This window comes from Stenotrophomonas sp. YJH_SMC_48-3 (assembly GCF_059369375.1).
In genome coordinates this window covers 108,101-127,539 of the sequence record NZ_JCAFSQ010000001.1, presented here as the reverse complement: position 1 = coordinate 127,539, position 19,439 = coordinate 108,101, and the positions used below count along the sequence as shown (strand labels likewise).

At 67.4% G+C, this 19,439-nt stretch carries 17 protein-coding genes and 1 tRNA gene; 12 read left to right on the top strand and 6 right to left on the bottom strand.

What is annotated here, in order from left to right; genetic code table 11:
* The first annotated feature begins 67 nt into the window (after window positions 1-67).
* The 4 genes from AC5P65_RS00555 (at window position 68) to AC5P65_RS00540 (ending at window position 4,072) form a co-directional block, all read left to right on the top strand.
* On the top strand, window positions 68-1,036 hold the full coding sequence (locus tag AC5P65_RS00555) for an ABC transporter ATP-binding protein (RefSeq protein WP_019661681.1): 969 nt from the start codon (window positions 68-70) through the stop codon (window positions 1,034-1,036).
* Window positions 1,033-1,824, top strand: a complete 792-nt coding sequence (locus AC5P65_RS00550) for an ABC transporter permease (RefSeq protein WP_005411568.1) — start codon at window positions 1,033-1,035, stop codon at window positions 1,822-1,824. Before AC5P65_RS00555 ends, AC5P65_RS00550 begins: the two co-directional genes overlap by 4 nt.
* A 386-nt stretch (window positions 1,825-2,210) precedes the next feature.
* Window positions 2,211-3,149 carry a 2-dehydropantoate 2-reductase gene (gene panE, locus AC5P65_RS00545; protein WP_021202554.1) on the top strand — a complete coding sequence of 313 codons (939 nt, stop codon included), beginning with the start codon at window positions 2,211-2,213 and terminating at the stop codon, window positions 3,147-3,149.
* A 29-nt stretch (window positions 3,150-3,178) separates the two neighbouring features.
* A complete protein-coding gene (locus AC5P65_RS00540; RefSeq protein WP_180832799.1) occupies window positions 3,179-4,072 on the top strand; it encodes a Rossmann-fold NAD(P)-binding domain-containing protein in 894 nt (297 codons plus the stop codon).
* 78 nt (window positions 4,073-4,150) lie between these two features.
* Here AC5P65_RS00540 and AC5P65_RS00535 read toward each other — a convergent pair whose 3' ends face one another.
* On the bottom strand, window positions 4,151-4,948 hold the full coding sequence (locus AC5P65_RS00535) for a TatD family hydrolase (RefSeq protein WP_111098846.1): 798 nt from the start codon (window positions 4,946-4,948) through the stop codon (window positions 4,151-4,153).
* Between the two features lie 67 nt (window positions 4,949-5,015).
* Between AC5P65_RS00535 and hrpB the strand changes: the two genes are divergently transcribed.
* Together hrpB and AC5P65_RS00525 are read left to right on the top strand one after the other, a co-directional pair.
* Window positions 5,016-7,520, top strand: a complete 2,505-nt coding sequence (hrpB, locus tag AC5P65_RS00530) for an ATP-dependent helicase HrpB (RefSeq protein ID WP_111098810.1) — start codon at window positions 5,016-5,018, stop codon at window positions 7,518-7,520.
* A gap of 120 nt (window positions 7,521-7,640) precedes the next feature.
* The gene (locus AC5P65_RS00525; protein ID WP_019661686.1) at window positions 7,641-8,030 is read left to right on the top strand and encodes a hypothetical protein; all 390 of its coding nucleotides are present in this window, start codon (window positions 7,641-7,643) and stop codon (window positions 8,028-8,030) included.
* A 90-nt stretch (window positions 8,031-8,120) separates the two neighbouring features.
* Here AC5P65_RS00525 and AC5P65_RS00520 read toward each other — a convergent pair whose 3' ends face one another.
* The 3 genes from AC5P65_RS00520 to AC5P65_RS00510 form a co-directional block, all read right to left on the bottom strand.
* Window positions 8,121-8,660 carry a pseudouridine synthase gene (locus AC5P65_RS00520; protein ID WP_026347220.1) on the bottom strand — a complete coding sequence of 180 codons (540 nt, stop codon included), beginning with the start codon at window positions 8,658-8,660 and terminating at the stop codon, window positions 8,121-8,123.
* Window positions 8,661-8,748: 88 nt separating this feature from the next.
* Complete coding sequence (locus tag AC5P65_RS00515; RefSeq protein ID WP_224329425.1) at window positions 8,749-9,000, bottom strand: hypothetical protein; 252 nt, start codon at window positions 8,998-9,000, stop codon at window positions 8,749-8,751.
* A 111-nt stretch (window positions 9,001-9,111) separates the two neighbouring features.
* Complete coding sequence (locus tag AC5P65_RS00510; RefSeq protein ID WP_019661688.1) at window positions 9,112-9,969, bottom strand: class I SAM-dependent methyltransferase; 858 nt, start codon at window positions 9,967-9,969, stop codon at window positions 9,112-9,114.
* Window positions 9,970-10,138: 169 nt separating this feature from the next.
* Here AC5P65_RS00510 and AC5P65_RS00505 point away from each other — a divergent pair, with 169 nt between their 5' ends.
* The 4 genes from AC5P65_RS00505 to AC5P65_RS00490 all read left to right on the top strand — a co-directional run bounded on the left by AC5P65_RS00505 (window position 10,139) and on the right by AC5P65_RS00490 (window position 14,570).
* A complete protein-coding gene (locus tag AC5P65_RS00505) occupies window positions 10,139-11,095 on the top strand; it encodes an aldo/keto reductase (RefSeq protein WP_021203477.1) in 957 nt (318 codons plus the stop codon).
* A gap of 649 nt (window positions 11,096-11,744) precedes the next feature.
* A tRNA-Gln gene (locus AC5P65_RS00500) sits at window positions 11,745-11,818 on the top strand.
* A 356-nt stretch (window positions 11,819-12,174) separates the two neighbouring features.
* Window positions 12,175-13,293 (top strand): slipin family protein, encoded by a 1,119-nt coding sequence (locus tag AC5P65_RS00495; RefSeq protein ID WP_111098811.1) that lies wholly within the window; start codon window positions 12,175-12,177, stop codon window positions 13,291-13,293.
* A 56-nt stretch (window positions 13,294-13,349) separates the two neighbouring features.
* A complete protein-coding gene (locus AC5P65_RS00490) occupies window positions 13,350-14,570 on the top strand; it encodes an RtcB family protein (protein WP_019661691.1) in 1,221 nt (406 codons plus the stop codon).
* Window positions 14,571-14,679: 109 nt separating this feature from the next.
* Here the strand turns inward: AC5P65_RS00490 and AC5P65_RS00485 are convergent, their stop codons facing one another.
* On the bottom strand, window positions 14,680-15,585 hold the full coding sequence (locus AC5P65_RS00485) for an NAD(P)/FAD-dependent oxidoreductase (RefSeq protein WP_111098812.1): 906 nt from the start codon (window positions 15,583-15,585) through the stop codon (window positions 14,680-14,682).
* A complete protein-coding gene (locus tag AC5P65_RS00480; RefSeq protein ID WP_021203480.1) occupies window positions 15,575-16,030 on the bottom strand; it encodes an Rrf2 family transcriptional regulator in 456 nt (151 codons plus the stop codon). Before AC5P65_RS00480 ends, AC5P65_RS00485 begins: the two co-directional genes overlap by 11 nt.
* A gap of 183 nt (window positions 16,031-16,213) precedes the next feature.
* Here AC5P65_RS00480 and AC5P65_RS00475 point away from each other — a divergent pair, with 183 nt between their 5' ends.
* Both AC5P65_RS00475 and dkgB read left to right on the top strand, forming a co-directional pair.
* Window positions 16,214-18,334, top strand: a complete 2,121-nt coding sequence (locus AC5P65_RS00475; RefSeq protein WP_111098813.1) for a methyl-accepting chemotaxis protein — start codon at window positions 16,214-16,216, stop codon at window positions 18,332-18,334.
* Window positions 18,335-18,579: 245 nt separating this feature from the next.
* Window positions 18,580-19,389, top strand: coding sequence for a 2,5-didehydrogluconate reductase DkgB (gene dkgB / locus AC5P65_RS00470; protein WP_111098814.1), 810 nt, complete (start codon window positions 18,580-18,582; stop codon window positions 19,387-19,389).
* Window positions 19,390-19,439: the final 50 nt, after the last annotated feature.

Sequence of the window (19,439 nt, the reverse complement as noted above, 5' to 3'; positions counted from 1 at the left end):
TGTAGCCGGGGCAAGCCCTCGGGGTCTTCTATAATAGCCCCTCCCCGCCCCTCTCCAGCGCCAGCCCATGGGCGCGAAGGCTTCGAGCTTGGCATCCCAGAACGATACGGCGCCCGCCCTGCGCGTGCGCGACCTGCGCAAGACCTACGACAACGGCACCCAGGCCCTGAAGGGCGTTTCCCTGGAAGTGGCCCCGGGCGACTTCTTCGCCCTGCTCGGCCCCAACGGGGCCGGCAAGTCGACCCTGATCGGCATCATCAGCTCCCTGGTCAACCTCAGCGAGGGCCAGGTGGAGGTGTTCGGCAGCGACCTGGTGCGCAACCGCAGCGCGACCATGCGCCTGATCGGGCTGGTGCCTCAGGAAATCAACTTCAACCTGTTCGAGAAGCCCTTCGACATCCTGGTGAACTACGCCGGCTTCTATGGCGTGCCGCGCGAGGAAGCCGAGCAGCGCGCCGAAGAGGAACTGAAGCGCGCGCACCTGTGGGAAAAGGCACAGGTGATGAGCCGCACGCTGTCCGGCGGCATGAAGCGCCGGCTGATGATCGCCCGCGCGATGATGACCCGCCCGCGCCTGCTGATCCTGGACGAACCGACCGCCGGCGTGGACATCGAGATCCGCCGCGACATGTGGCGCGTGCTGAAGGAGATCAACGGTGCCGGCACCACGATCATCCTCACCACGCACTACCTGGAAGAGGCCGAGTACCTGTGCCGCCACCTGGCGATCATCAACCATGGCCAGATCGTCGAACAGGGGCCGATGCGCACCCTGCTGGCCAAGCTGGACGTGGAAGGCTTCCTGCTGGACATCGACGGTGACCTGCCGGCGCAGCTGCCGGTGATCGAGGGCGCGACGCTGACCGCCCCGGACCCGCACACGCTGGACATCGACATGCCACGCGCGATGGACCTCAACCGCGTGTTCGCTACGCTGAACGCGTCCGGCATCCGCGTGCGTTCGATGCGTACCAAGAGCAACCGCCTGGAGGAGCTGTTCGTGCGCCTCACCGGCAACATGGAGAAGCCTGCATGAGCACCACCGAGCTGACCGACGGCCAGCGCAACCGCATCGCGCTGATGACCATCGTGCGCCGCGAAGTCGCCCGCATCATGCGCATCTGGGGCCAGACCCTGGTGCCGCCGGCGATCACCATGACCCTGTACTTCCTCATCTTCGGCAACCTGATCGGGTCGCGCGTGGGTGACATGGGCGGCTACACCTACATGCAGTTCATCGTGCCGGGCCTGGTGATGATGAGCGTGATCCAGAACAGCTACGGCAACATCAGCTCCTCGTTTTTCGGCGCCAAATTCGGCCGCCACGTCGAAGAGCTGCTGGTCAGCCCGATGCCGAACTGGGTGATCCTGTGGGGCTATGTGGCTGGCGCGGTGCTGCGCGGCCTGATGGTGGGCGTGATCGTGCTGATCATCGCGATGTTCTTCACCCCGGTGCGCATCCCGCACCCGCTGGTGATGCTGACCACGGTGATCCTGGGCGCGACGATCTTCTCGCTGGCCGGTTTCATCAACGCGGTGTATGCGAAGAAGTTCGATGACGTGGCGATCGTGCCGACCTTCATCCTGACCCCGCTGACCTATCTGGGTGGCGTGTTCTATTCGGTGAAGCTGCTGCCGGGCTGGGCCGAGGCGGCCACGCACGCCAACCCGATCTTCTACATGGTCAACGCGTTCCGCTATGGCCTGTTGGGCAGCAGCGATGTACCGCTGCCGGTGGCCTACGGTCTGATGATCGGTTTCGTGGTGGTGCTGACGGCGCTGGCGCTGTGGCTGCTGCGCCGTGGCGTGGGCATGCGCAGCTGAGTTTTGCCTGCAGGGCCTGCGGCCCTGCACCCGCTGAATCAACGTCAACGTCAACTTCAACGGCAAAAGCTGACTATCCGGGGGATGGCGGGGTGGGTCCGGTTGCGGGGGACGCCGTGAATCCGTCCATGGAGGCTCGGTCGCGCCATCCATGGCGCTCACGCCCCCGCAACCGGACCCACCCCGCCTTCGACAAATTCCTGCGATCTGCCGGGGAGCCGTTCTGCGCTGCTGTTGGTAGGTGTCGACCTTGGTCGACACGATGGATCCAAGCCATGCGTGGATGAAGCGATCTCTGTAGAGCCAAGCCGATGCTCGGCTCTTTTTTGCCCGCAATCTCCGGCACAATCGCAGATCTGATTCCCCCAGAAAGCGGTGAACGTGCAATGCGCATCCTGATCCTCGGCGCCGGCGGTACCGGCGGTTACTTCGGTGGTCGCCTGGCCCAGGCCGGCGTGGACGTGACCTTCCTCGTGCGCCCCGCGCGCGCCGCCCAGCTGGACCGCGACGGCCTGGTGATCCGCAGCCCGCTCGGCGATGCCAGCTTCCCCGTGCAGCATGTCACCGCTGATGCACTGCCCGCATTGGCCGCGCAGAAGCCGTTCGATCTGGTCATCCTCAGCTGCAAGGCCTACGACCTCGACAGCTCGATCGACGCCATTGCTCCAGCCGTGGGTGCGAACACCGCCGTGCTGCCGATCCTCAACGGCCTGCACCACTACAACGCGCTGGACCTGCGCTTCGGCCGCGACGCCGTGCTCGGCGGCCTGTGCTTCATCAGCGCCACCAAGGCCCCCGACGGTGCGGTGCTGCACCTGGGCAAGCCGGCCAAGCTCACCTTCGGCGAGCGCGATGGCGGCGCGGCGTCCGCACGCGTGCGTGCCTTCGCCGCTGTCTGCGCGCAGGCCCATCTTGATCACCTGGCGAGCGAACACATCGGCCAGGAACAGTGGATCAAGTACACCTTCCTGACCGCGCTGGCCGCCGCGACCTGCCTGCTGCGTGCGGATATCGGCACCATCGTCGCCACCGATGATGGCGAGGCGATCGTACGTGGCCTGTACGACGAGTGCCTGGCCGTGGCCGAAGCTGCCGGTGAGCCGATTCCCGATGCCGCGCAGGACACCGCGCGCGGCACCCTCACCCAGGCCGGCTCTGCATTGAAGGCATCGATGCTGCGGGACCTGGAGGCTGGCCAGCAGGTCGAGGCCGAGCAGATCGTCGGCGACATGCTGGCGCGTGCACGCAAGGCCGACCAGGAAGCCCTGCTGCTGCAGGTCGCCTACAGCAGCCTGCAGGCCTACCAGGCACTGCGCGGCGCGTGAGCCTCCCGTTGCAGGCCAGCGCGCTGCCTATGCGGGTGCTGATCCTCGGTATGGGCTGGAGCGGATGCGTGCTGGCCCCGCATCTGCAGGCGCGGGGCGTGCACGTCGTCGGCACGGTGCGTAACCCCTCGTCGGCGCCCGACGATGGCCTGCTGCGGCATCAGCTGCACGCTGACTCCCCACCGTCGCCCGCCCTGCTCGATGAGGTCGCGCAGGCCGAGGCCGTGCTGTGCAGCGTGCCGCCAGATGCCGCGGGCGACCCGGCACTGCGCCTGCTGCTGCCGGCTCTGCGGGCCAGCCCGGCACTGCGATGGCTGGGCTATCTGTCGTCCACGTCGGTGTATGCCGATCGGGCCGGCGGCTGGGTTGACGAGCGCAGCGCAGCCGATGCCACCGAAGCAGCCGGCGTGCAGCGCCTGCGTGCCGAAGCGCAATGGCGTGCGCTTGCAGAGGTACGTGGCATCGCTTCGGCGGTGTTCCGCCTGCCCGGCCTGTACGGGCCGGGGCGCAATGCGTTGCTGCAGCTGTCACAGGGCCGTGCCCGCCATGTGATTCGGCCGGGCCTGGCGTTCAACCGCCTGCACGTAGAGGATCTTGCGGCAGTGATCGTCGCGGCGATGCAGCGACCGGTTGCGCAGGGGATATACCTGCCCAGCGATGACGAGCCGGCACCACCGCAGGATGTGCTGGCCTTCGCCGCGAAGCTGGGCGGGTTTGCGATGCCACCTGCCGTGGCGTGGGACGACCCTGCACTCAGCCCGACGCTACGGCGCTTCTACGAGAGCAACAAGCGCATCGACAGCCGTGGCACGCGTGAAGCGCTGGGGTGGGCACCGCGGTTTCCAACGTATCGGGAAGGGCTGCAGGCGCTGGCCGCTTCGCTCGCCGGGCATGGCCCGGCGCTACCGGACAGCGCTTTGTAGAGCCGAGCCCATGCTCGGCTGCTCTTTGCGTCTTTCGCGCTGCGCGCGATAAGCCGAGCATGGGCTCGGCTCTACGGATCAACCGGCGTTGGGCAGGCGGAAGAACGCACGCGTCGCCGCAGTCGCATTGGCCGCCGTCACTGCAACGTCCTCGCCACGGTCACGTGCCAGTTCTTCCACGATATGCGAGAGGAACATCGGTTCGTTGCGGCGGTCCTTCGGCATCGGCTTCAGCGTGCGCGGCAGCAGGTACGGTGCGTCGGTCTCGATCATCAGGCGGTTGGCCGGGATGTTCTTCACCAGTTCGCGCAGGTGCGCGCCACGGCGCTCGTCACACAGCCAGCCGGTGATGCCGATGTACCAGTCCTGATCCAGGTAGTCGAACAGTTCGTCGCGTTCGCCGGTGAAGCAATGCACCACCGCCGGGCCGATACGGCCTTCGAAGTTCTTCATCTGTGCCATGAAATCGGTATGCGCATCGCGCTGGTGCAGGAACAGCGGCTTTCCATTCTCAGCGGCCAGCTGCAGCTGTCGCTCGAAGGCACGGTGCTGCGCCGGGCGCGGCGAGAAGTCACGGAAGTAGTCCAGCCCGCACTCACCCACGGCCACAACTTCCGGGTGGGCATGCAGCGTGCGCATCTCGGCATCACATTCCTCGGTGTATTCCACCGCATGATGCGGGTGCACGCCGGCCGTCGCGTACAGGAAGCCCGGGTGCTGCTGGGCCAGCTGCACGGCCAGCGGCGAGTGCTCGCGGCTGGCGCCGGTGATGACCATCTGCACCACGCCGGCCTGGCGCGCGCGGTCCAGCACGGCGTCACGGTCGCGGTCGAAGGAATCGTGGGTCAGGTTGGCGCCGATATCGATCAGGTGCATGGTCATCGCGGGGGAAAAGTGCCCGCGCATTGTACCTGCGCCCGCCGTGGCCCCTTATCCTTTGCACATGAACGCCCCGCTCTTCCCGATTTCCCCGCTGCTGCCGCAGATCCAGCAGCACCTGGCCGCGCAGCCACGGCTGGTGCTGGAAGCCCCGCCCGGCGCGGGCAAGACCACCCAGGTGCCGCTGGCGCTGCTCGATGCACCGTGGTTGCAGGGGCGGAAGATCATCCTGCTGGAGCCACGCCGGGTTGCCGCACGCAGCGCTGCAATGTTCATGGCGCGGCAGCTGCGCGAGGAGGTCGGTGGCACGGTCGGCTACCGCATCCGCTTCGAGAACAAGGTCTCGGCGCGCACGCGCATTGAAGTCGTCACCGAAGGCATCCTGACCCGCATGCTGCAGGAGGACCCGATGCTGGAAGAGGTCGGTGCGATCCTGTTCGACGAATTCCACGAGCGCCATCTCAGCGGTGACCTCGGCCTGGCGCTGGCGCTGGACGTGCAGGCGCAGCTGCGCGATGACCTGCGCCTGGTAGTGATGTCGGCCACGCTGGATGGCGAGCGCCTGGCACGCTTCCTCGATGCGCCGCGGCTGAGCAGCGAGGGCCGCAGCTACCCGGTGACGGTCAGCCATTTCCCGGCGCGCCGCGATGAGACGCTGGAACTGCAGGTGCGCCGCGCGGTGCAGCAGGCCCTGGCCGATCACCCCGGTGACCTGCTGGTGTTCCTGCCCGGCCAGCGCGAGATCGCGCGCGTCCAGGCCGGCCTGCAGGAGTCACTCGATGGCAACGTCGAGGTGCTGGCGTTGCATGGCGAGCTGCCGGTGGAACAACAGGCGCGCGTGCTGCAGATGGCCAGCGATGGCCGCCGTCGCGTGGTGCTGGCGACCAACCTGGCCGAGTCGTCGGTGACCCTGCCCGGCGTGCGCGTGGTGATCGACAGCGGCCAGGCGCGCGAACCGCGCTACGACCCCAACAGCGGCTTCACCCGGCTGGACGTGGTGTCCATCGCCCAGGCGTCGGCCGACCAGCGCGCCGGTCGCGCCGGTCGCGTGGCCGAAGGCGTGGCCTGGCGGCTATGGCCGCAGTCGCAGCGATTGGAGCCGCAGCGCCGTGCCGAGATCGACCAGGTGGAACTGGCCGGACTGGCGCTGGAACTGGCCGCGTGGGGCAGCAGCGACCTGCGCTTCCTCGACCCGCCACCGGCCGGCCCGATGGGTGCGGCGCGCGAACTGCTGCAACGCCTGGGTGCACTGTCGGACTCGGGCGCGATCACCGCACTCGGGCGCCGTGTACTGGCGCTGGGTACGCACCCGCGGATGGCGGCGATGCTGCTGGCAGCGCCCGATGCCCGCGCGCAGGCGCTGGCCACCGATCTGGCCGCCCTGCTGGAAGCGCGCGACCCGCTGCGCCAGGGCGGTGACGCGCTGGCGAGCCGCTGGCGCGCACTGGCTGCGTTCCGCAATGGCCGCATACCGGGCGATGCCAACCGCAGCGGGCTGGCCGCCATCGATGCCGCCGCCAGGCAGTGGCGTCGCCGCCTGCGCTGCGAAGCCACGCCGCCGGCCAGCATCGAGGCCCATGAGCTGGGCGACCTGCTCGCGCACGCCTTCCCAGACCGGATTGGCGTCCAGCATCCCAGCGATCCATTGCGCTACCTCCTGGCCAATGGCCGCAGCGCGCGCCTGCACGAGCTGAGCGACCTGCGCGGCGAGCCGTGGCTGGTGGCCAGCGAACTGCGCTTCGAAGCGCGCGATGCGTTGTTGCTGCGTGCCGCACCGGTGGATGAAGGCCAGCTGCGCAAGGCATGGCCGGAGCGCTTCGTCACCGAAGACGTGGTGCGCTGGGACAGCGAGCGACGCGCCCTGGTGACGCTGCGCGAGACCCGTTTCGACCGGATCGTGCTGGACAGCCGCTCGGCCGGCCGGGTCGATCCGCAGCACGCCGCGCAGGCGCTGACCGATGCGGTGGCCGAGCTCGGCCTGCAGGCGCTGCCGTGGACCGAGGGCCTGCGCCAGTGGCAGGCACGGGTGGAATCGCTGCGGCGCTGGATGCCCGAGCTCGGCCTGCCCGACTGCAGCGACGACGCCCTGCTGGCCAATCGCGCGCAGTGGCTGCAGCCCGCGTTCGCCGGCAAGACGCGACTGGATGCGCTGGACGAATCCAGCTTCGGCGAAGCGCTGAAATCGCCACTGGAGTGGCCACAACGGCAGCTGGTCGAGCGTCATGCACCGACCCGCATCACCGTGCCCTCCGGGTTGGAGCGGCCGATCACCTACGCACTGGACAGCGAGAGCGGCGAACCGCTGCCGCCGGTGCTGGCGGTGAAGCTGCAGGAACTGTTCGGCCTGGCCGACACGCCGCGCATCGCCGATGGCCGCGTGCCGCTGACCCTGCACCTGCTCTCCCCCGGCGGCCGCCCGCTGCAGGTCACCCAGGATCTGCGCAACTTCTGGGAAAGCACCTACGCCGAAGTGAAAAGGGAGATGAAGGGCCGTTACCCGCGCCATCCGTGGCCGGATGACCCGTGGACGGCCACGGCCACGCATCGGGCCAAGCCGCGCGGGACGTAGCCGGACCCTGAGTGATCCTGAATGGCTGCGGTAAAGTCACACCGCGTGCCACCTCGACTGACATACCGTTTACGGGCAACACGCGACACTGGACTTCGACCCGAGGCAAAGGACCCCCGCATGAGCAAGCTGACCGTAATCACCGACCGCGCTCTGGAGCGCGCCCTGGACCTGGCCCACAGCGCCGGCGACGGCCTGAAGAGTGCCGGTGGCAGCCTGCGCCACCTTGGGCCGCAGGCCAGTGACTGGATCAAGACCGGCGCGGCGCTGGGCGCCGTCAAGACCGGTGGCAAGGTGGCCACCAAGTTCGCCCGGCGCAACCCGGCGGTGACCATTGCCGCCGCTGCGGTGGGTGTCGGCCTGCTCGGCTATGCGCTGTACCGCAAGCAGCAGAAGAAGAAGGCCGCCAACGGCCACGTGGTGAATGGCCAGGCGCAGCGCATCAATGCGCGTGACCGCCGCAACGACACCGTGGTGGACGAGCACAGCGATATCGGCAGCGACGCCTGAGTCTGCCGGGGTCGGCTTCCTTCCGCAGGAACTGAGCCCATCAGCCCGCTATGAGGGCCGGATACCGTAGGGTATCCGGCCCTTCCTGTTTCAGCCGATCTGCCGCCACTGCCCCGGCTGCAGGTCGTCCAGGCGGTAGGGTCCCATCGACACGCGGACCAGCCGCAGCGTCGGCAGGTTCACCGCCGCGGTCATCCGCCGCACCTGGCGGTTGCGGCCCTCGCGGATCGTGATCGCCAGCCAACTGTCGGGCACGGTCTTGCGGAAGCGCACCGGCGGATCGCGTGTCCACAGCGACGGCGCCGGATCGAGGCGCTCGATCTTCGCCGGCAAGGTCGGTCCGTCATTCAGCTCCACCCCATCGCGCAGCCGTTGCAGCTGCTCATCGCTGGGCGTGCCTTCCACCTGCACCCAGTAGGTCTTGTCGGCCTTATGCCTGGGGTCGGTCAGCTTGTGCGCCAGCGTACCGTTATCCGTCAGCAGCAGCAGGCCTTCGCTGTCATGGTCCAGGCGACCGGCGGCATACACGCGCGGCGGCAGGCCGAACCCGGCCAGCGTCGGCCGCGGCGGTACGCTGCGGTCGGTGAACTGGCAGAGCACGTTGAAGGGCTTGTTGAAGGCGATCAGCATTGCGGGCACGGCGGGCGGCAGATGGCGCATTGTCCCACGCCGCGCTGCTCGCTCGCCGGGCACCGCTTTGGCCGAGGCTGCGGCGGGATCAGCCGAAGACCTTCCACTCCAGCAGGAACGAACCCAACACCAGTGCGATGCCGCACGCCGCGATGACATTGGCCCGGCGCCGCAGGCGGACCGGTGGCGGATTCATGGCACGCGCACGTTCCTCCAGCAGCGCACCGGCAAACAGCACGGCAAACCCCACGGTCGCCACCAGGTCGTAGGCATGGCCACCGTAGAACACGAAGTCAATCAGCCGCGCCAACACCAGCACTGCAACAGCGATATAGAACACCTTCTTCAACTGTCCACTCCATTGGCAGCAGGGCCGGGCCAGGCCCGGCGGATACACGTTACGTCCATTGTGACGCCGCAGCGCTCACCGGGCGCAGCCCGGCGCCGCCCGCTACGGCTTGATGAAGCGCAGGGTCATGCGGTCGCTTTCACCGATCGCCTGGTACTTCGCATCATCGGCCTTGTCGTGCTGGTTGGTCGGCGGCAGCGTCCACACGCCGTTCGGGTGGTCCTTGGTGTCGCGCGGGTTGGCGTTGACCTCGCTGCGTGCATCCAGCTTGAAACCAGCCGCCTCGGCCATCGCGATCACCTGCTGCTGGCCGACATAGCCGGTGTCATCATCGTCGGCTACGTCGGCCTTGGCACGATGCTCGACCACGCCCAGCACGCCGCCCGGCTTGAGCACGTTGAAGAAGCCCTGGAACATGCCCTGCGCCTGGCCGGCCTTGCGCCAGTTGTGCACGTTGCGGAAGGTCAGCACCACATCGGCTGAATTGGCCGGGCCGAACACCGGCTTGGCCGGATCGTAGGCGACCACGGCAGTCTTGCCGAACTGTGCCGGCGCACCGGCGTACTTCTTCTCCAGGCTGTCGCGGCTGCGCTGCTGGTAGTCACGGCCGCGGCCTTCGGGCACCGCCATCGGATCGACCACCGCAGCAACGTAGTGGCCCTTGTCGTGCAACAGCGGCGCCAGGATCTCCGAGTACCAGCCGTTGCCGGGGGTGATCTCGATGACGGTCTTTTCCGGTGCCACCTTGAAGAACGACAGCGTCTGCGCCGGATGACGGAAGCCATCGCGCTTGACGTTGTTGGCATCACGGGTCGACGCCTTCACCGCCGCATCGATGGCCGGTGAGACCTGGATCTTCGCCGGCGCCACCGTGGACGGTGCGGCGAACGCGGGAACGGCGGCAAGCAGGGCCGAAGCAAGCAGCAGGCGGCAACCACGCAGGGACGAAGCAGGCATCATCGGAGCGACTCCAGCGGAAGATGCGGCGAGACTAGCAGCCGCGGCGTCCCAGGTGTTCACAAAACGTTAGCGGCGTGCGCGGCGCGGAACACTGTTTTGTGGTCACCGCCGCAGCACGGTCACACTACGCGTTCTATTCTGCAGCACTTCCCCCAAGGAGTCCGTGCCCATGACGGCAACCCGCGAACTGGGCCGTTCCGGCCTGCATGTACGTCCGCTCGCCTTCGGTGGCAACGTGTTCGGCTGGAGCGCCGATGAAAAGGCCAGCTTCGCCCTGCTCGATGCCTTCGTCGATGCCGGCTTCAACCTGGTCGACACCGCCGATGTGTACTCGGCCTGGGTGCCCGGCAATGCCGGCGGCGAATCGGAGACGCTGATCGGCAAGTGGTTTGCCCGCAGCGGAAAGCGCGACAAGGTGGTGCTGGCAACCAAGGTGGCCAAGTGGGCCGAACGCCCCGGCCTGACCCCGGACAACATCAATGCCGCGGTCGAGGATTCGCTGCGCCGCCTGCAGACCGACGTGATCGACCTGTACCAGGCCCACGAGGATGACGAGTCGACGCCGCTGGAAGCGACCCTGGCCGCGTTCGGCCGGTTGATCGAAGCCGGCAAGGTGCGTGCGATCGGCGCCTCCAACTACAGCGCTACGCGCCTGGCCGATGCGCTGAAGGTGTCCACCGACTACAAACTGCCGCGTTACGAAACCCTGCAGCCGGAGTACAACCTGTATGACCGCGCCGGCTACGAAAAGGAACTGGAACCGCTGGTGCAGCGCGAACAGATCGGCGTGATCGGCTACTACGCGCTGGCCAGTGGCTTCCTCAGCGGCAAGTACCGCACGCCGGCCGATGCAGCCAAGAGCCCGGCACGTGGCGAAACGGTGGTGAAGCGCTATCTGAATCCGCGCGGCCTGCGCATCCTGCAGGCGCTGGATGACGTGGCCAGCAAGCACGGCGCCAGCGCTGCGCAGATCGCACTGGCCTGGCAGATCGCACGGCCGTCAATCACCGCACCGATCGTCAGCGCCACCAGCGTCGAACAACTGCACGATCTGCTGGCAGCAGCCAACGTATCGCTGAGCGTGCAGGATGTCGCGCAGCTGGATGCCGCCAGCGCGGAAGCCTGAGGGCCGGTAGTGCCGGCCGCTGGCCGGCATTGCACGCATACCGAAGAAAATAATTGAACAAATTGGTTGCGCGCGACTAAATCGTGGTTTATCGTGCGCACCTCGTTTCAACAACCACTGGAAACTTCGCTTGAACGCGCATTCCGTCGCCACCGCCAAACTGCTGCCATGCCTGCGCATGGACGTGCTGGCGCGCGCGTTCGGCAAGGAAGACCAGCTTACAACGGCCTGATATCCGCCCTGCGGAGATCGGCCACCCCGATCTCCGAGGCCTGACGACGCCCTCGGAACGCAAGTCCCGGGGGCGTTTTCGTTTGCGTCGGCACAAGGACCCGCGATGCCAGAACTGCACCCCGCGCGGCAACCCGCCGCTCACTGACCCAGGCTTTTCCCGCCCCGCCGGAGGATTTTCTCCGCGTGCATGGCAACGCCTGGACATTATCTGCATCGCACCCAAACATTATCGCTCGCCGATAATGTCGGTGGCCTGCACCCTCGATTCTCCAACGGTCCCGTTTCCACCACGGGCTGGTGCGCGCGGCGTTGCCGTGGCGTATGCCGGAGGTCGCGGACATGCCATCGCCTGGATCGCCTGCTGGAGGCAGGCGCCGGTTCGCCGGTACGCGGTTCGATTCCGCGCGGTCCCCAACTGGATAGCTCAGCTTGGTCAGAGCAACGGATCCTGATTCCGTCTGTCGTGGGTTCGATTCCCACTCCAAACCACATGACCTGTCACGTCATGACTTGAAGCAACACCCGGGGCGCAAGCCCCAGCGGCCATCGTCGCCATCCACGGACATCGCCTTCGGGCGGGGCGTGGAAGGCAACGGACCGCACGCCGGGCCTCGGTCCGCCGCCACTGCCAGCCACGTTCCGCCCCGGTGCTGCCTGCCGGGAACGACGATGGCAGCACTGCCGGCGCACCGAAAGCTCCGCGCGCGGACCGTCCGCCGATGGCCGCCCTCTTCCGCTGCCTGCACGTGGTGTGCAGGCGGCCGCGCCACGACCTGATCGACCCGGGTCATGGCGATTCATCCGCAACGGGTCGAACCACCAGAGCCTTACAAGGAGAGACTCCCATGTTCTGGACCATCAAGGTCGTGATCGGCGACGGCGAGCGCGGCCTGGTGTATCGCAACCGTCGTTTCCAGCAGATCCTGCTGCCGGGTGTGCACCGCCTGTCGCTGTTCGGCGGCCGCCCGCAGGTGGACCTCCACAACGCATCGAAGGGCGCGGCCTACACCGGCAGCGACCAGGACAGCCTGATCGAAGCGCTGGGCGCGACGCTGGACACGCACTTCGTGCTGGCCAACGTCGGCGCCGGCGAGGTCGGCCTGTTGCTGCGCAACGGCCGCATCGATGAAGTGCTGCCGCCGGGCAGCCGCCGTCTGTACTGGCGCGGTTCGGTCGACACCCAGGTACGCGTCATGGCGCTGGGTGACGATCCGCGCATTCCGGCGGACGTGCAGCATCGCCTGGGCCAGTTGGGCGTGCTGCCGCGTGTGGCGGTGATCAGCACCGTGCCGAGCGAGTCGGTCGGCCTGCTGTTCATCGATGGCACGCTGCGGCAGACGCTGGACGCCGGCCTGCACGCGTTCTGGAACTTCAACGGCAACGTGTCGGTGGAGCGCGTGGAGCTGCGTGCGCGTTCGCTGGACGTGTCCGGCCAGGAGCTGCTCAGCCGCGACAAGGTGACCCTGCGGGTGAACCTGGCCGCGACCGTGCAGGTGGTCGACCCGGTGCGTGCACACCGCACGCTCAGCAATGCCGATGAGTTCATCTATCGGCAGCTGCAGTTCGGCCTGCGCCAGGCGATTGCCGTGCGCAGCCTGGATGAGCTGCTGGGTGACAAGGCGGCGCTGGACGGCGAGATCGCCTCACATGTGCAGGCGGCAATCGAGGGCCACGGCGTGCGGTTGCTCAGCGTCGGCATCAAGGACGTGATCCTGCCGGGCGAGATGAAGGAGATCCTCAACGGCGTGGTGCTGGCCGAGAAGCAGGCCCAGGCCAGCGTGATCCGTCGCCGCGAGGAGGCCAACGCCACGCGATCACAGCTCAACACCGCAAAGCTGATCGAGGACAACCCGGTGCTGATGCGCTTGAAGGAGCTGGAGGCACTGGAGACCGAGAAGATCGACACGCTCACCGTGTTCGGCGGCCTGGATGGCGTGCTGAAGCAGCTGGTGACGATCAGGTAGGGGGTAGCGGCGGCGCAGGGACGCGCCGCCGGCCCATCAAGGACATACACGAAGACATGGACACTCAACACAACTATCAATGGCTGCACGTCGAGGGCACCACGCCGATCAAGGGCTGGGTCAACGGTGTGCCGCTGGAAGCGCAGGCGCATGAGCAGCTGCGCAACATCGCCGCGATCCCGTTCGTCGGGCCGTGGGTGGCCGTGATGCCGGACGTGCACCTGGGCAAGGGCGCGACCGTCGGCTCGGTGATCCCGACCCGCGGTGCGATCATCCCAGCCGCGGTCGGCGTTGACATCGGCTGCGGCATGGCGGCGGTGCGCACCACGCTGCGCGCCAACGACCTGCCCGACGACCTGCGGCAGCTGCGCAACAGCATCGAGCGCAGCATTCCGGTCGGCAACGGGCGCGGCGGCGAGCATCACCGCATGCCCGACAGCATCCACACGCGGCTGGTGCAGTCCGGGCTGGCCGACGGCCTGGAGAAGATCAAGGACAAGCACCGCAGGATCCGCACCGATAAGCTGGACCGCCAGCTGGGTACGCTGGGCGGCGGCAACCACTTCATCGAACTGTGCCTGGACGAGACGGATACGGTGTGGGTGATGCTGCACAGCGGCTCGCGCGGCACCGGCAACCTGATCGGTACCTACTTCATCGAGAAGGCGCGCGAGGAACTGGCCCGGCGCGTGCTGGGCTTCCACCTGCCGGACAAGGACCTGGCGTTCTTCATGGAAGGCGAGCCGCTGTTCGATGACTACGTCGAAGCCGTGTCGTGGGCGCAGGACTACGCCCGGCAGAACCGCGAGGCGATGATGTCGCGCGTGCTGGCCGAGATGCGCCACCGGCTGCCGAAGTTCCAGCTGGCGGCAATGGCGGTGAACTGCCACCACAACTATGTACAGAAGGAAACGCACCACGGGCAGGAGCTGCTGGTGACCCGGAAGGGGGCCGTCAGCGCTCGCGAGGGTGAGCTGGGCATCATTCCCGGCAGCATGGGCACGCGCAGCTACATCGTGCGTGGCAAGGGCAACGCGGACAGCTTCCACAGCTGCAGCCACGGTGCCGGCCGGGTGATGAGCCGTGGCGCCGCGCGCCAGCAGATCACGCTGGCCCAGCATCGCGAGGCCACCGCGCACGTGGAATGCCGCAAGGACAGCGGCGTGCTGGACGAGTCACCGGCCGCGTACAAGTCGATCGACGATGTGATGGCCGCGCAGCTGGACCTGGTCGACGTGGTGCACACCCTGCGCCAGGTGTTGTGCGTGAAGGGGTAACGGAGCGGTGCCGGCCAAGGCCGGCACCCACCGCACCCGATTGCAGTAGATCCACGCCATGCGTGGATGGAACAGCGCCGACCAAGGTCGGCCTCTACCTGTGCAACGTTCAGCGCGCGATGCTGTCTTCGGCCACCAGCGCGTGGTGCACGCCGATGCCCGCGCGCACGCCTTCGGCCATGGCCAGGGTGATGTTGCCGACCGTCGTCGCATCGCCTGCGGCATACACGTTCGGCACCGAGGTCTGCTTCATCGCATCGACCTCGATCAGCACGCCCAGCGGGCTCTCGACCAACGTGCAGCCCAGCTGCTGCACCAATGGCGTGGCCATCACCTGGGCGGCCGGCACGAACAAGGCACGCTGGGCGATTCGGCGGCCGTCGGCCAGCTCCACTTCCAGCCAGGTCGGCTGGTCGCCCTGCACGCCCAGCACGGGTGATGTCTCGATCTGCACGCCGCGCTGCTGCATGGCGGCGCGTTCCTCATCCGTGATGTCCAGTCCCATGCTGAAGAACGTGACATTGCCCCAGTCGGCGAACAGCGGCGCCTTGCTGGCGGACATCGGATGACCGCCAAGCAGGCCAATGGCACCACCACCCACTTCATAGCCATGACAGTACGGGCAGTGCAGCACGGTGCTGCCCCAGCGCTCGGCGAGGCCCGGCAACGCCGGCAACTGGTCGGCGATGCCGCTGGCCAGCAGCAGCTTGCGCGCGGCCAGCACCTGGCCATCGGCGGTACGCACTTCCACGCCTTCGGCGCGGGCGGTGGCCTGCACGGCTTCGGCATGCACCCAACGCACTGTGGGGTAGTCCAGCAGCTGCTGTCGCGCGGTCTTCAGCAGCTCGGCGCCGCTGATGCCATCCAGCCCCAGCACGCCGTGCGAATGGCCGGCGAAACGGTTGCGCGGTGAACCGGCATCGATGACGGTGACCGGGCGACGGGCGCGGGCGAGGATCAGGCCGGCGCCAATGCCGGCATAGCTGCCGCCGACGATGAGCACATCAGGATTCATGATGACCTTCCAGGGAACGGTGATGGGCGAGATGGCGGGCGAAGTCGGCGCCAAGCTGGTCCAGCGTGGTCGCCTGCAGCCGCGCTTCGAGCAGGCGCTGCGCTTCGCGCGCCCCATCGAGCAAGGCGCTGTTGACCAGCCGCTGGATCGGGCAGCCACCGCCGGAGTCGCGGGCGCCGACCTGCACCAGCGGTGGTGCGCCCACAGCCAGATAGATGTCATGCAGGGTGATCGTTGCAGCATCACGGGCCAGGTGGCTGCCACCGCCATGGCCACGGGCGCTGCGAACCAGGCCCGCCCTGTGCAGCTGCGCCAGCAGACGGCGGATCACCACCGGATGGGTCGGCAGGCAGGACGCCAGCTGCTCGGAGGTGCGCGGGCCGTCCTGGCCAACCAGATGCGCCATCACGTGAAGGGCGTCGGAGAGCGGGTTCGCGGTCTTCATGTAACTACGATAGTTACATTTATATCCCCTGTCCAGGGTCCACATTTGTTCCATACGGACACATTTGTCCTATGAAACAGTTCCTTCACATCACTAAACGAAACGCTAATGTGATTTATGTCGCACTTCAGCGGGAGCTTGGCGGGTCGATACCGCAATGCCCCTTCCCGAGAGTGCTTCCCCATGAATGCGTCTGTCCGTGCTCCGCGCCTGCAGTCCAAGCTGCTCGGCGCGGTGTCTGTTGGCTTGGCCGTGGTCCTGCTGTGCGCGCTGGCTGGCCTGGCCTCCGCCTGGTTCAAGTTGTCCACCGAGGTTCCGCCCGAAGTCACGCACAGCCGCGACGCCGAACGCCTGCAGCGTGAGTTCCGCGGCCAGGTGCAGGAATGGAAGAACGTGCTGCTCCGCGGCCACGACGACGCGTTGCGTCAGCGCCACCTGGACGCTTTCGACAACGAAGGCCGCCTGGTCGAACGGCTGGCCAAGGGCCTGGTGACCAGCCCGGACGCGCGCACGCGTGAACTGGCGCAGGCGTTCGTTGGCCTGCACGCGCAGCTGCAGCAGGACTATCACGCGGCGCTGCAGGCATTTGCCGCGGCCGGCTACGATCCGGCCGCCGGCGACAACCTGGTGCGCGGCAAGGATCGCGCGGTGGCGACCGCTCTGGATGCATTGAGTACGCATGCCACGCAGGTGGCCGAAGCGGCGCTGGCGGCACGTTCGCAGCAGGCCCGGCAGACCCTGCTGCTGTGCGCGGCGCTGACCGTGCTGGCCGCCGTGTTGCTGCTGATGGGCCTGGCCTGGTGGCTGCGGCGCGCGGTGGTGCAGCCGGTGCTGGCGGTGGAAGCCGCTGCGCGTGCCGTGGCCGCCGGTGATCTGCAGCACGTGGTGCAGGTGCGCAGCCGCGACGAGATCGGTCGCCTCGCGCAGGCGATGCAGGCGGTGCAGTCCACGCTGCGCGGCGTACTGGACGCACAGGCGACGATGGCGCAGGCGCATGACGCCGGCAGCATCAGCCATCGCATGGAGGCCAGTGCGTTCCCGGGCGCGTTCGGCACCATGGTGGCCGACTGCAACACGCTGGTTGACGCGCACATCCAGGTGAAGATGCGCGCGATCTCGATCATGGGCCGCTATGCCGTCGGTGACCTCAGCCAGGACATGGAACGCCTGCCCGGCGAAAAGGCCGTGATCACCAACGCATTGGATACGGCCAAGGCCAATCTCGGCATGATCAACGGCGAGATCCGCCGCCTGGCCGAAGCCGCCGCCGCCGGTGACTTCAGCCAGCGCGGCGACAGCGCACGCTTCGAGCATGATTTCCGCGCAATGGTCGACGGCTTGAACCGATTGATGCAGACCACTGAACTGAACCTCGGCGAGGTCTCCAGCATGCTGCGCGCGATTGCCGATGGCCGCCTCGGCGCGCGCATGCACGGTGATTTCCAGGGCGTGTTCGCGCGTATCGCCGGCGACGCCAACACCACCGCTACGCAGCTGGCAACCATCGTCACCGACATCAAGCACGCCTCCGGCAACATCCACACGGCGGCGGCGGAGATCGCCGCCGGCAACAACGATCTGTCGCGCCGTACCGAACAGCAGGCCGCCAACCTGGAAGAGACGGCGGCATCGATGGAGGAACTGACCTCCACCGTGCGCCAGAACGCCGAGCATGCGCGCCAGGCCAACCAGCTGGCGATCGGCGCGCACACCGTTGCCTCTCACGGCGGCAGCGTGGTCGGCCAGGTGGTGGCAACGATGGGTGCCATCGAAACCTCGTCGCGGCAGATCGCCGAGATCATCAGCGTGATCGACGGCATCGCCTTCCAGACCAACATCCTGGCGCTGAACGCCGCGGTGGAAGCGGCACGCGCCGGCGAGCAGGGCCGCGGCTTCGCGGTGGTTGCCAGCGAAGTGCGCACCCTGGCACAGCGTTCGGCGGCAGCCGCGAAGGAGATCAAGGCGTTGATCGAAGCGTCGGTGGAACAGGTCGGCCACGGTGCACGGCGCGTGCGCGAGGCCGGTGACACCATGGCCGAGATCGTGGCGTCGGTGCAGCGCGTCACTGACATCATGGCCGAGATTTCCGCCGCCTCGCAGGAGCAGAGCGCGGGCATCGAACAGGTCAGCCAGACCGTGATCCAGATGGACGGCACCACCCAGCAGAATGCCGCGTTGGTGGAGGAAGCCAGCGCCGCCGCACGCAGCCTGGAACAGCAGGCGAACCGGTTGATCGACGCGGTGGATGTGTTCGACCTGTCGACCACCGCTGCAGCGAAGGACGCGCTGATGCGCGCGGCCTGATTGATCCGGTTGCCGGCCGGCGGCCGGCACTACCGTGGAGCGCAGACAGGGGGAGTGCCGGCCGCTGGCCGGCAGCTCCCAACGCTGCATGGGTGGCGGCATGAACAGTGCGGACCAACGGTCCGCACCCACCACCACCTGCCGTCGTACACGTCGATGCAATGCACCGTTGCCGGCATGCACACGGCCGCTGGCCTACCCTTTCGTGGATATTCCCGCCTCCCTCCCCCTCTGCTGGAGCCCCCATGACTGTCCCCGCCTTCGGTCTCGGTACCTTCCGCCTGAAAGACCAGACCGTGATCGACTCGGTGCGCAACGCGCTGGATGCCGGCTACCGCGCCATCGATACCGCGCAGATCTACGGCAATGAAGCCGAGGTCGGCCAGGCCATCGCCGATTCCGGCGTGCCGCGCGAAGAGATCTACCTGACCACCAAGGTCTGGATCACCGCGTTCAAGCGGGAAGCGCTGCTGGCCAGCCTGCATACCAGTCTGGAAAAGCTGCGTACCGATCATGTGGACCTGACGCTGATCCACTGGCCGTCGCCGAACGACAAGGTCGACGTACCGATGGAGGAGTACCTGCCGGCGCTGGCCGAGGCCAAGGCACAGGGCCTGACGAAGGCGATCGGCATCTCCAACTTCACCATCGCCCAGACCCGCAAGGCCATCGAGATCCTTGGCGCCGATGCCATCGCCACCAACCAGATCGAGATCCATCCCTACCTGCAGAACCGCCTGCTGGTGAAGTTCCTGCAGGATAACGGCATCCACGTCACCGCCTACATGAGCCTGGCCTATGGCGAGGTGACCAAGGATCCGGTGATCCAGGCCATTGCCGGCCGCCACCAGGCCACTCCGGCGCAGATCGCGCTGGCCTGGGCGCTGCAGCAGGGCTTCTCGGTCATTCCGTCCTCGACCAAGCGCGAGAACCTGGCCAGCAACCTGGAAGCGGCAGCGATCCGCCTGACCGACGAAGACATGGCGCAGATCGCCAAGCTGGATCGTGGGCACCGCCTGGCCAATCCGGAAGGCATTGCGCCGGCCTGGGATTGAAGAGCGGCCGCCGGGCATGGCCCGGCGCTACCGGATACGCGTGGGTAGCG